The following is a 12,163-nucleotide window of genomic DNA, read 5'->3' as shown; positions in this document are numbered from 1 at the left end:
CTTCTCAATCAAAAAATGATTGCAGAGGTTAGCACACGTCTTACGCCAGACAAGAGGGAGATTAAAGAATTAAAAGATGATCTTTTAGATGAAAAAATAAAACTTGTCAAGTTGCTGCACAGTAGCGCCAATTCACCTCTAACGATTAATAATGATGTTCAGATTATTAAGAATGGCGAAAATAAGTTTAAGGTGCTTTTGGTCGATTTGAAAAAGGCGAAAACACACATTCATATGGAGTATTATATCTTGCGTGATGACAAGATAGGAACACAGGTTATCGATATTCTTTGTGATAAGGCTAAAGAAGGAGTCCAAGTACGTCTGAGTATCGATGATGTCGGCAGCAGCATTTCTAGAAAGAATAAAAATAGAATGACCGAAAGTGGGGTGGAATGGTATTCATTTATGCCTGTCCTTTTCCCCGGATTTACGGGCAAGATGAATTACAGGAACCATCGTAAAATAGTAATCATTGACGGTAAAATTGGTTACATCGGCGGCATCAATGTTTCCGATACTTATATCAATTATGAAGGGTCTGATTCGTATTGGAGAGATACGCATCTGAGGATTACCGGAGATGCTGTAAAATCCCTGCAAATACATTTTTTGATGACTTGGGAGTTTGTTTCTGGCAAGAAGGTTGAATTGGAAGAAAGTTTCTTTCCAAAGGATGCATGCGAGGAGAGTGTTGCGCTACAAATTGCTGCCAGTGGTCCAGATTCAGACTGGGCAAATATTATGGAGGTCATTTTTACAGCTATTGTTACAGCAGAAAAATATGTGTATTTGACAACACCTTACTTCATTCCAAACGAACAGATTATTACGGCGCTACAAGTGGCTTCCAAAAGTGGTGTGGATGTGAGATTGCTTATTCCAAAGGAATCTGATTCTTGGACCACAAAACACGCTACCAATTCCTATATTGAATGTTTATTAGATGCCAACATAAAAATTTATAGGTATTACAAAGGTTTTATCCATGCTAAAACGATTGTGGTTGATGATGTATTCTGTACAGTTGGGACGACAAATATGGATTATAGAAGTTTCAATATCAATTTTGAAATCAATGCGATTATCTATAATAAAGAGAAAAGTTTGGAGTTGAAATCCCACTTCTTTGAGGATTTAAACGATAGTGAAGCCATCGATAAAGAAAGATGGTTGAACAGATCGAAGATAGAAAAGTTTAAGGAGTCCTACTGCCGACTTTGGGCACCATTGCTTTAGTGTAAAAATAGGTTTTAACGATCCTCTTTTGGGATGGGATGCTCAGCGATATCGGTGTGACTTGCCAGCAACTCGGAAATTCCTTTAGTAGTCTTTTCGGCAAACTGTTCTTTCGTTTCAGGCTTTAAGTTTCTCAGAAAGAATTTTCGATCGATATCAAAAATCTGTTTGTCTTTATTGATATAAAAACAAGTGGGGACGCCAAAAGAATGTTTATAAACCGAAAGCGCTCTGTTGGAGTTATTATAGCGTTCATCCGCATAGACCACGGTCACATTTTTGTTGTAATCCTTGGTATTCTTTTTGGCAATATTTAGCTTATCCCAATAAATCACAATGATTTCCACCACACCCTGGTAATTGTTGGCTATGGTGTTGATGGTTTGGATTTCCTCTTTTGTTTGAATGATAGCTGAGTTTTTGGTAATCAACAAAAAAGGTTTGTCAATTTTATCTGTTTGGAGATAGCCTCCTGATACTTTCTTAAGTTTCAGGTCAGAAACATAAGTGTTTTTTAAATGATTATTTACAAGTGAATTAAAAATCGTATCCACTTCATTGGGCATGCTATTTCTGATGGCCAAATCAGATTTGTTATTGAATTTTCTTAAATGTAAAGCTAGTGCATCATCAAAATACACTTTTTCTTCTTGAGCATAGAGCAATGGGAGGTAAGCAAAAAGTAAAATTACAAGTAATTTTTTCATGACCATAGGCAGGTTTTTTTATTAAGGATGAGCAAGTTATGTTTTATTGGGGATAAAATCAAAACTTCTCGATGAGGGCTTGAAAATACTGTTAATCTCCAAAAGAAAAACTGTTTTGTATAAAATTTCTGTTTAATCGATTTTTTTGAAGTTTTTATACGTCTTATGTGTTTCATGTTTAATCCATAAAATACACAGGCACTTAACCACATCAGGGTTTTTATCCATCATCCATCAAAACTAAAGTGATCAGTAATTACTTCTGGAACGGTGCCAATTATAAGCGCGATATTTCAGAATAAGAGTCCTCGAATTATCCAATTGATCTTTTGGATCATGAATAATTACTTTTCATGTGCAACAATAAATGTAACTTCATAAAAGAAGTAGTTGGAATTTAATGCTGAATAAGTTGAAATCGAAATTGAAGTCGAAATTGAAGTTGAAAAATGAAGTCATAAATAAAGAGTAGACTTCTTTTTAAACAACAAACAACAAACAAAAGAGCCGTTACTTTTTAGCGACGTCTTCCTTGCCTGTTCCCACCATAATGCTGATTCGGCATTTGTGCTTTTTTCATGCTATCCTTCATCATCTTAATTTGGTCGGCCAACATGTTACGCTTATCTAATTTCTGCGCTTCATTCAATAATATTTTAGCCTCTTGTGGGCGTCTCTTGCTAAATGCTATTCCAGAAAGATTAAGTTTAGCCATGGCCATATCATGATCCATCGATAAGCCTAAGGTTAAGGCTTTTTTGAAGTATTTTTCAGCTTCATTCATATTGGTTTGAGACACCATAATACCGTGAAGATAGTTGTAATAGCCTTCTTGCTTTTTAACCAAAGCACTCGATGGATTTTTAATTTTATCCAGCCAACGTTTAGCGCCGACAAAATCTTGTTTACGTAATCTTAAGAACGCCAATAGGATAAATTCGTTCTTAAAATATAGAAATACAAAAATTGTAGATAGCAAAATAATCATAATACCATTGCCGATGTAGCCTTCAGTAAATAGATAAATAGCATAAGCTATCATTAAAGCTGTTATAACGAGTTTTATGTTTTTATTGTACATGGTTAATTTAAAATTTTATAAGTAATTGTAGATGTTATTTTTGTCGGTATGGTCAGGTCGCCAGCAGTAACTTGTGTGTCTCCCATATAAACCCCTTCAACAGTGATGTCCTTGAAAAGTCCTGTTTTTGAGTTGGCATTGATGGTCGTTTTTTGGGTTCCGGTAAGCACCATCATGACGTTTTCATCAATATTGGACATGGTGGTATTAGCATTTCCTGAAATGGTATAGGTGTCAAAATTATAGGCTGCTAAAGTCCATTTGTTTTTCGCCTGTAAATCCCCTTGATAAGCATTCTCCCAGGAGTCTCCTGCTTTCACGGATTTGGCCGGTAAAAAATAAGTCATTTGCTCAAAACTGTTCGAAAGTGCATCACTTCCAAATTGTTTTTCAAATTGTGCTCTATTTGCTTCAATGGCCGCTTCGTCAGTGATGCCTGCCGCCTTGAACATGGAAGCAATTAGTTTCTCGCCTCCAGAAATAGACTTGATTTTCCCCGTTCTTTCCATAGTCATGGTTACCGGAATGTTTAAAGTGCCTTTGAACATTTTTGAGGTAAGGTCTTCATCATCTTTATTGGAAGTGTCTGCATTGAGCAATTCGCCCAGCGACGGTGAGCTCATGGTCATTTTCATGTGTTTAAAAGTCATTTCCAAAGTGATGAGCCCTTGTTGCACTTTAATCACCTTAAATTGCATGCTGCTCTTTAAATTATTATCAATAACTTGGTCAACCCCATTAATATCTTGTGTAATATGTTGTGATGCTTGCTGCTCAACGTTAAAAATGTCATTTACTTTAAGGTCGTATTGAAGCGTTTTTTGAGCATTTACCCCAAAGGAAGAAAGAAAAACAAGCAAAAAGATAAAGGCCTTCATGAATCGTATTGGTGTGTCTATTTTCAAAGCACAAAGAAACTAATTTTTTTTAAGTTGGCATTGCCATTTTTGTGATATTAGCTATAATAAGATTATATTATTTAGGTCATTTTTCGGCTTAGAATAGTAATAGGTAAAATTAAAAAAATATTTTAAAATTAGATTTGCCAAAGTAAAAACTCTTTGTATATTTGCCCGCAGTTTTGGGGAAAGAATCAAAACACTATTTAGACTATTCAAGATTATTTTAAAGATACAAGACAATGAGCAAAAGAACGTTTCAACCATCGAAAAGAAAGAGAGTAAACAAACACGGTTTTAGAGAAAGAATGGCTTCTGCTAATGGTAGAAAAGTCCTTGCACGTAGAAGAGCTAAAGGAAGAAAAAAACTATCTGTATCTTCAGAAACTAGACATAAAAAATAATGATTAACAATTGTTAATAAATTAGAGGTGTTACTTAGGTGTAACGCCTTTTTTTGTACCTAATTCATATTTATTTTTGCACCACAAAATTCATCAAAATGCCTAAAGACAAAAACATTAAATCTGTACTTATTATCGGATCAGGTCCAATCGTTATCGGACAAGCTTGTGAGTTCGATTATGCTGGTACCCAAGCCTTACGCTCACTTCGTGAAGATGGTATAGAAACTGTACTCATCAATTCAAATCCGGCAACTATCATGACTGATCCTACCATGGCTGATCATGTTTATTTATTGCCACTCACTACAAAATCAATCATCCAAATCTTAAAGGAACATCCTCAAATTGATGCTGTCTTACCAACTATGGGTGGACAAACAGCACTGAATTTATGTATTGAGGCAGATGAAAAAGGCATCTGGGATGATTTTGGCGTAAAACTTATTGGTGTTGACATTAATGCTATCAATATTACTGAGGATAGGGAAAAATTTAAGGAGTTAATGTTCAAAATAGGTATTCCTATGGCACCTCAAGCTACCGCAACTTCTTATTTAGAAGGTAAGGAGATTGCTCAGAAGTTTGGTTTTCCATTGGTAATTAGAGCTTCTTTCACACTTGGTGGTGAAGGTGCGTCATTTGTGCATACAGAAGATCAGTTTGATGAATTACTGATACGTGGTTTGGAGGTTTCTCCTATCCACGAAGTGATGATTGACAAAGCTTTGATTGGATGGAAGGAATATGAATTGGAGTTGCTGCGTGATAAAAATGATAACGTCGTTATTATTTGTACCATCGAGAATATGGACCCTATGGGGATCCACACAGGCGATTCCATTACTGTTGCGCCAGCGATGACCTTGTCGGACACCACATTTCAGCGTATGCGTGATATGGCCATCCATATGATGCGCAGCATTGGAGATTTTGCAGGTGGGTGTAACGTCCAATTTGCAGTAAGTGCCGATGAAAAGGAAGAAATTATTGCGATTGAAATCAATCCACGTGTTTCGCGTTCTTCAGCCTTGGCAAGTAAAGCAACCGGATATCCAATTGCTAAAATTGCTACAAAACTGGCTATCGGTTATCATTTAGATGAATTAACTAACCAAATCACAAAATCGACTTCTGCCTTATTTGAGCCAACTTTAGATTATGTTGTGGTAAAGATTCCACGTTGGAACTTTGATAAATTTGAGGGTGCGGATCGTACTTTAGGACTTCAAATGAAATCTGTTGTAGAAGTTATGGCTATTGGGCGTTCATTTCAGGAAGCGCTCCATAAAGCTACTCAATCTTTAGAAATCAAACGTAACGGACTTGGGGCTGATGGAAAAGGATATAAGGATTATGATCAAATCATTGACAAATTAACACATGCCAGTTGGGATCGTGTATTTGTGATTTACGATGCCATCCAAATGGGTATTCCGTTGAGCCGCATCCATGAAATCACTAAGATTGACATGTGGTTCTTGAAACAATATGAAGAATTGCATTATCTTGAAAAGGAAATTTCAACCTTCACTATTGATACCATTGAGCATGATTTATTGTTAGAAGCTAAGCAAAAAGGCTATGGTGACAGACAAATAGCTCACATGTTGAATTGTTTGGAAAGTCAAGTCTATAAAAAACGAGATGAGCTTAATATCCATCGTATTTTTAAATTGGTGGATACTTGCGCTGCCGAGTTTAAAGCACAAACCCCTTATTATTATTCTACTTTTGAAAATGATGTAGAATTAGCGGACGGTACCAGAATGTCAGCGAACGAGAGTATCGTATCGGACAAGAAAAAGATCATCGTATTAGGTTCTGGACCAAACAGAATTGGGCAAGGTATTGAGTTCGATTATTGTTGTGTGCATGGTGTTATGGCCGCTTCAGAATGTGGTTATGAAACCATCATGATCAACTGTAATCCTGAAACCGTTTCCACAGATTTTGATATTTCTGATAAACTTTATTTTGAACCGGTCTATTGGGAGCATATTTATGACATTATTCGTCATGAAAAACCAGAAGGCGTGATTGTGCAATTGGGTGGTCAAACCGCATTGAAACTTGCTGAAAAGCTGGATCGCTATGGCATTAAAATCATCGGAACAACTTTCAAGTCCCTTGACTTAGCAGAAGATAGAGGTAGTTTTTCAAAATTGTTGAAAGAAAATGATATTCCTTATCCAGAATTTGATGTTGCCACCAATGCAGATGAAGCTTTAGCGATTGCTGATGTGCTGGATTTCCCTATTTTGGTGCGTCCTTCCTATGTTCTTGGAGGTCAAGGCATGAAAATTGTCATCAATAAAAACGAATTGGAGGAGCACGTCGTCAATTTATTACGAAGAATGCCAGATAATAAGTTGCTTTTGGATCGCTATTTAGATGGTGCTATTGAAGCAGAAGCCGATGCCATTTGCGATGGAGAAAACGTATATATTATCGGTATTATGGAGCATATTGAACCTTGTGGGGTCCACTCTGGCGATAGTAATGCGACCTTGCCACCATTTAACTTAGGCGAATTTGTATTGCAGCAGATCAAAGATCACACTAAAAAAATTGCATTGGCATTAAATACTGTGGGATTGATCAACATTCAATTCGCCATTAAGGACGATATTGTGTATATCATTGAAGCTAATCCAAGAGCGTCAAGAACGGTTCCGTTTATTGCGAAAGCTTATGGTGAACCTTATGTGAATTACGCGACAAAAGTGATGTTGGGAGAGAATAAGGTCACAGATTTTGATTTCAATCCGAAGTTGGAAGGTTTTGCCATTAAGCAACCTGTGTTTTCTTTCAATAAATTCCCAACCGTAAACAAGCAACTCGGGCCAGAAATGAAAAGTACTGGCGAAAGTATCTTGTTTATTGACAACTTAAAAGATGATCAATTTTATAATCTGTATGCCAGACGTAAGATGTATTTGAGTAAATAAGAATGAAACTGTCGATTCATTCAATTCAATGAATCGACGGTTTAATTTTACAAAAAAAAACTTTTGAAAACCATCAACATCACTGTTGGTGGTTTTTTTTATGTTATCATTGGAATTCCATATAGAAATAGCAGCCCAATTAAAATAGCAATCCCAAAGCTGATCAGGGTTCCAATCAAAATGTATTCGGTAAGTTTGCGTTCTTTGGACTCTCTAAGATCTCCAAATCTGAATACGGACTTCGCGGTTATCAAAAACCCAACAGCTTCCCAGTGGTCTAAAATCACAAAAATAAATACGAGGACACGTTCTAAAATTCCAATATACTTTCCTGCATCCTTTAATGATTCATTTCCTTCGGTAAACTTTGAAATTTCCCATTTTAAAAAGATGGTCTTCATGATGATCGATACCGGAACGGTCAAGAATAAAATACAAGTAAATAGTAGGAGGTTGCGCTCATTAAGTATATTATCTAAAACATCAATCTGTCCTATAAATATCCAATAGACGGCTACGATGACCAGAATATGTAATAACTGATCTAAAAAGAAGAATAACCGTTTTGTTTTTTTCTTTTGAACGATCAGTTTTAAGGCATCAATAATGAAGTGTGAAAGACCAACGATTAGGATTATTGGCCATTTTGAGACATCCCAGAGAATTAGAAATAATAAGCCGATATGGATCAGTACATGCAGATATAATTTTGGCGACTTCAATTTATTTTTTTCCTTTTCCTTAACCCAAGATATCGGCTGAAGGAAAAAATCCCCAAGGAGATGTGCGAGTATCAGCTTTATGATTAGCATGCCAGTAACTGTATTGTTTTTTGACGGTAAAGTTGTTCCAACTGCATAATGAGGTCTAAATGGGCGCGTTTTTGTCTGCTGCTTACCGCATTTTGATTGATGCCTATATGTTTGCCAAGTTCCTCTTGAAGCGCGTTTGGTTGCTCCATGTATAATTTCACAATTTCAGCTGAATTTGTGGTCCAATTATCCATTATGGCTAAAGCTAATTTAAAATAAAGGTTGAGTTCTTGATTGAGCTGTTCGTTGGTGGTTTTGATTTTGAGATTGACTTTTTCCTTTTTCAAATACTCTAAGGTCTCACCAGAAAACTGAAAGGCTTCACCATTGGATTCTACAATGCTTTTGCCGCTAAAGGTTTTTTCGCCGATTCCGATGGCAATGCGGACATCTAATCCTTTGATGGTTTTTATACACGCCTTGATATATAGGGCTGCTTTAAGGCTTTCGGAAATGTTTTTCATCTCTAATTGAAAGCTGTCACCTCTATATATTTCCCATAGTGAAGTATCTTGGGAACACATGGTTAAGGCTGCTTTTAAAGTCGATAGCCATATCTCGGAATTTTTGATAGACCGCGATTTGATGATGTCTCCTGTCAATATACTTGTCATAATAACCATTTTAATGATACTTGCGATTATCGTCTCATTACATAATAATTAAAATTATCACATTATAAAGTGATAAAATGGATTATCACGATATTAAGTGATAATCAAATATATTGCGGAATTATGAGATAACCAAATTATGGAAGACTAACCTTAACTTTATAAGCTTCTAAAGTATGTAAATAATCATTTGGGGAAAAATCCTTTTTCTCAAACTCCTTACGTCTCAATTCCTTTTCTTCAGAACGACTTAAGCACTTCAAAAAACGTCTGATTTCATTTTTGGTACACAAGATCAAGCCTGGTACTTCAACCGATTTCCCATCGTTGTCTTTGGCTACCATCGTGAAATAGGAGGAATTACAATGTTTTATATTCCCAGTTCTAATGTTTTCAGCTTCAACTCTAATACCCACTACCATGGACGTGTTGCCGACATAATTGATGGATGCCTTCATAGTTACCAATTCACCAATTTCGATTGGATTTAAAAAATCGACCGTATCTACAGATGCCGTAACACAATAGGTTTTGGAATGTTTTGAAGCGCAGGCAAAGGCTATTTGATCCATTAAATTAAGAATATAGCCGCCATGAATCTTTCCATTAAAGTTAGAGTTTGATGGCAGCATCAATTCTGAAATTAAGATTTTTGAGGCTTCTACTTTTTTATATTTTGTTTCGTCTTGTATATTATTCGTCATCAATAGCACGTTTTAAAAGTTTTTCGTTTTGTTGTTTGCTTGCTTTGGCACCAAGTGCTTTCAGGTTTTCTACGCGAGTAATTAGATTTCCTCGTCCTGTCAATTTAACCATGGCACCTTCATAGGATTTTTGAACGGTTCCTATTTGATTGCCCAGTTTTATGAGTTCTTCAGTTAAATTCACAAAAGAATCATACAAACGTCCAGCGTGGGTTGCAATTTCTATAGCATTTGCTTTTTGATTTTCATTTTGCCACATACTATCAATGGTTTTTAAAACAGCGAGGAGAGTCGTAGGTGTGACGATGATAATGTTTTTCTCAAAGGCATCGCCATAAAGCGCAGGATACTCCATAGATGCAATGGCAAAAGCCGATTCAATGGGGATAAACAACAATACAAAATCGGGACTTTCCAAGTCATAAAGCTGGTGGTAGTTTTTTTCGCCCAACTCATTGACTCGTCGTTTAACCGATACTAAATGATTTTTTAAATGTATAGCGCGTTCTATTTCATCAGTTTCATTGATATAACGCTCATAAGCCACTAAGGACACTTTTGAATCTACAATCATTTTTTTGTCGCCAGGCAAAGAAATGACCACATCGGGCATAACGCGTCGGCCTTCTTCCGTGGTAAAACTTTGCTGTACAAAATATTCGCTGTCTTTTTGAAGTCCACTGCGTTCCAAAACACGCTCCAAAACCAATTCTCCCCAATTTCCCTGCATTTTCGTATCGCCTTTTAAAGCTTTGGTTAAGTTGGTGGTTTCCTTGCTCATTTGCTCATTGAGCTCTTTTAGGCCTATAATCTGACGACGTAAATCGGCACTTCTGGTGATATCTTCTTTATTGGTTTCTTCAACTCGCTTTTCAAAATGTTGAATTTTTTCCTGTAAAGGCTTTAAGATGGCATCAATGTTCTCTTTATTTTGAACGGTAAATTTGCTGGATTTTTCATCGAGGATTTTATTGGCCAAATTTTCAAATTCTACGGTGAATTTTTCCTGCAGTTTTTCAACTTCAGCTTTTTGTTCTTTGTTTTTAATGGCGAGATTGTCGAAGTCCGCGTTTTTACGGGTCAATTCGGTATTTAAAAATTCTTTTTCCCTGCGGATATTTTCGCGATCGATCTCAATTTTTTTGACCTCCGATTCATACTGAATTTTTGAATCCTGAAGCAATTGCTGAAGATTAGCACTGCGTTCCTCCAATCTGTTTTGTTCACCTTTACTTTTCAGATGAGCGATGGTAATGCCAATGTAGACGCCAATTCCGCCAGAAATAAGGATGGAGATAATAAGAATAATGTTGTCGTTCATTTAAATGTCAATTTTATCAAAGATAGATTTTTTTCTGACCGATGACTGATGACCGATGATGGAAAATTCTAGCTTGAAGAATGAAGCATGAAGTTGGAAGCACGGAGCACGGAGCCTGAAGCTGGAAGTGTGAAGTATGAAGATTTCATATTGAAATTCGTCTTATATTTATTTCTACCTACTACCGACTGCCAACTGCCAACTGAATACTGCCCACTGAACCCTATTTCCTCACTCTAAACGATCCCGATGTCTCATCAAACACTATTAAATCTTCTGGAAACAAGGTGTTAAAGGTTCCATTTTCGATAAGATGGCAAGGTTGGCCTGAAACGACTTTATCTTTGGTCATTACAATCATGTTGTCACATAATTGAATGGCCAAGTCGATTTCATGCGAAGAAAATAAAATAGTTTTACCTGTTTCCTTAGCCAATTTTTGTAATAATTTTAAAATATAAGCTTTATGGTACATATCCAAATGTGTCGTTGGTTCATCTAAAATAATCAGATCCGTATCTTGAGCTAAAGCGCGTGCAATCATTACTTTTTGAAGTTGGCCGTCACTTAATTCATAACATTTTATGGATTTTAATGCTTCAATATTGGTTTGTTGCAAGGCTTTATTTGTGATGTCCATATCATCTTGAGATAAATTCCCAACCCAATTGGTGTAAGGTTGTCGTCCTAAAGCCACCAGTTCAAAAACTGATAGATTTTTGGAGGCAATGGGTTCTGTAAGTACAAGACTTAATTGTTTTGCCAATTCTACGGGTTCATATTCCAGTAACGATTTCGAGTTGATGTAAATATCTCCTTCCAATGGTTTTTGAACATTGGTCAAGGTTCGTAAAAGTGTTGATTTTCCTATACCGTTAGCACCCACTAAACTCACAAGCTGTCCTTTTTGTAAAACAATGTTGATAGCACTCGCCACCTTATTTATTTTCTTTTTGGAAGTGTATCCAATGGAAAGGTTTTTGGTTTCAAGGACGATATGTTGCTGTTCTGTAGCCACTAATTCACGAATTTTTTTGTCTAATATCTATATTCTATTATCTAAGTTCTTTTCCTAAAAAAACATCTTCCGCTTCCTTACCAATAACCAAATGACCACTGGCGCCCCAACTAATGATGTTATAGCGTTAATAGGAAGCGTATAATCACTACCAGGCAATTGCGCAATACTATCACAAATAAGCATCACAATCGCGCCCAATAAAAATACAGCTGGCAATAGTGTTTTATGGTTTGAAGTATAAAAAATTTGACGTGTCATATGTGGAATGGCGAGACCAATAAACGCAATTGGTCCTGCGAAAGCAGTGATTGTCCCTGCCAATAAACTGGTGGCAATGATGATGACAAGTCGTATTTGTTTCAAGTTGAGCCCTAAGCTTTTTGCATAATTTTCACCCAATAACAAGGTGT

At 36.3% G+C, this 12,163-nt stretch carries 12 protein-coding genes; 3 read left to right on the top strand and 9 right to left on the bottom strand.

Annotation, left to right across the window (positions count from 1 at the left end; translation table 11 throughout):
• A partial coding sequence (gene cls / locus ABIQ28_RS08915) for a cardiolipin synthase (protein WP_348036538.1) occupies nucleotides 1-1,239 on the top strand: 1,239 nt, incomplete at its 5' end.
• Between the two features lie 14 nt (nucleotides 1,240-1,253).
• Here the strand turns inward: cls and ABIQ28_RS08910 are convergent.
• From ABIQ28_RS08910 to ABIQ28_RS08900, 3 genes are all read right to left on the bottom strand, one after another.
• Nucleotides 1,254-1,946, bottom strand: coding sequence for a hypothetical protein (locus ABIQ28_RS08910; RefSeq protein ID WP_348036537.1), 693 nt, complete (start codon nucleotides 1,944-1,946; stop codon nucleotides 1,254-1,256).
• Nucleotides 1,947-2,463: 517 nt separating this feature from the next.
• Nucleotides 2,464-3,027 carry a DUF2892 domain-containing protein gene (locus ABIQ28_RS08905; protein ID WP_348036536.1) on the bottom strand — a complete coding sequence of 188 codons (564 nt, stop codon included), beginning with the start codon at nucleotides 3,025-3,027 and terminating at the stop codon, nucleotides 2,464-2,466.
• A 2-nt stretch (nucleotides 3,028-3,029) separates the two neighbouring features.
• Nucleotides 3,030-3,905 carry a DUF6263 family protein gene (locus ABIQ28_RS08900; RefSeq protein WP_348036535.1) on the bottom strand — a complete coding sequence of 292 codons (876 nt, stop codon included), beginning with the start codon at nucleotides 3,903-3,905 and terminating at the stop codon, nucleotides 3,030-3,032.
• 263 nt (nucleotides 3,906-4,168) lie between these two features.
• Here ABIQ28_RS08900 and rpmH point away from each other — a divergent pair, with 263 nt between their 5' ends.
• Both rpmH and carB read left to right on the top strand, forming a co-directional pair.
• Entirely contained in the window at nucleotides 4,169-4,330 is a 162-nt protein-coding gene (rpmH, locus tag ABIQ28_RS08895) for a 50S ribosomal protein L34 (RefSeq protein ID WP_163515395.1), read from the top strand.
• A 98-nt stretch (nucleotides 4,331-4,428) separates the two neighbouring features.
• Complete coding sequence (carB, locus tag ABIQ28_RS08890) at nucleotides 4,429-7,281, top strand: carbamoyl-phosphate synthase large subunit (RefSeq protein ID WP_348036534.1); 2,853 nt, start codon at nucleotides 4,429-4,431, stop codon at nucleotides 7,279-7,281.
• 98 nt (nucleotides 7,282-7,379) lie between these two features.
• Here carB and ABIQ28_RS08885 read toward each other — a convergent pair whose 3' ends face one another.
• From ABIQ28_RS08885 to ABIQ28_RS08860, 6 genes are all read right to left on the bottom strand, one after another.
• A complete protein-coding gene (locus tag ABIQ28_RS08885; protein WP_348036533.1) occupies nucleotides 7,380-8,093 on the bottom strand; it encodes a DUF3307 domain-containing protein in 714 nt (237 codons plus the stop codon).
• Nucleotides 8,087-8,707 (bottom strand): SatD family protein, encoded by a 621-nt coding sequence (locus tag ABIQ28_RS08880; RefSeq protein ID WP_348036532.1) that lies wholly within the window; start codon nucleotides 8,705-8,707, stop codon nucleotides 8,087-8,089. The genes ABIQ28_RS08885 and ABIQ28_RS08880 overlap by 7 nt, the downstream gene beginning before the upstream one ends.
• Nucleotides 8,708-8,844: 137 nt before the next feature.
• Nucleotides 8,845-9,411, bottom strand: coding sequence for an acyl-CoA thioesterase (locus ABIQ28_RS08875; protein ID WP_348036531.1), 567 nt, complete (start codon nucleotides 9,409-9,411; stop codon nucleotides 8,845-8,847).
• Entirely contained in the window at nucleotides 9,401-10,732 is a 1,332-nt protein-coding gene (gene rmuC, locus ABIQ28_RS08870; RefSeq protein ID WP_348036530.1) for a DNA recombination protein RmuC, read from the bottom strand. The genes ABIQ28_RS08875 and rmuC overlap by 11 nt, the downstream gene beginning before the upstream one ends.
• A gap of 223 nt (nucleotides 10,733-10,955) precedes the next feature.
• On the bottom strand, nucleotides 10,956-11,750 hold the full coding sequence (locus tag ABIQ28_RS08865) for an ABC transporter ATP-binding protein (RefSeq protein WP_348036529.1): 795 nt from the start codon (nucleotides 11,748-11,750) through the stop codon (nucleotides 10,956-10,958).
• 54 nt (nucleotides 11,751-11,804) lie between these two features.
• The coding region (locus ABIQ28_RS08860; RefSeq protein WP_348036528.1) for an iron chelate uptake ABC transporter family permease subunit at nucleotides 11,805-12,163 on the bottom strand (359 nt) is incomplete at its 5' end.

Origin of the sequence: Gelidibacter sp. (assembly GCF_039916245.1) — a bacterium.
Lineage (GTDB): Bacteria > Bacteroidota > Bacteroidia > Flavobacteriales > Flavobacteriaceae > Gelidibacter.
The sequence above is the reverse complement of the archived record's forward strand: the minus strand, read 5'-3'. Positions and strand labels throughout refer to the sequence as shown.

Excerpts from the sequence above, each read along its gene's own strand:
- ABIQ28_RS08910 (WP_348036537.1), bottom strand. The coding sequence starts at position 1,946 with ATGAAAAAATTACTTGTAATTTTACTTTTTGCTTACCTCCCATTGCTC.
- ABIQ28_RS08905 (WP_348036536.1), bottom strand. The coding sequence starts at position 3,027 with ATGTACAATAAAAACATAAAACTCGTTATAACAGCTTTAATGATAGCT.
- ABIQ28_RS08900 (WP_348036535.1), bottom strand. The coding sequence starts at position 3,905 with ATGAAGGCCTTTATCTTTTTGCTTGTTTTTCTTTCTTCCTTTGGGGTA.
- rpmH (WP_163515395.1), top strand. The coding sequence starts at position 4,169 with ATGAGCAAAAGAACGTTTCAACCATCGAAAAGAAAGAGAGTAAACAAA.
- carB (WP_348036534.1), top strand. The coding sequence starts at position 4,429 with ATGCCTAAAGACAAAAACATTAAATCTGTACTTATTATCGGATCAGGT.
- ABIQ28_RS08885 (WP_348036533.1), bottom strand. The coding sequence starts at position 8,093 with ATGCTAATCATAAAGCTGATACTCGCACATCTCCTTGGGGATTTTTTC.
- ABIQ28_RS08880 (WP_348036532.1), bottom strand. The coding sequence starts at position 8,707 with ATGACAAGTATATTGACAGGAGACATCATCAAATCGCGGTCTATCAAA.
- ABIQ28_RS08875 (WP_348036531.1), bottom strand. The coding sequence starts at position 9,411 with ATGACGAATAATATACAAGACGAAACAAAATATAAAAAAGTAGAAGCC.
- rmuC (WP_348036530.1), bottom strand. The coding sequence starts at position 10,732 with ATGAACGACAACATTATTCTTATTATCTCCATCCTTATTTCTGGCGGA.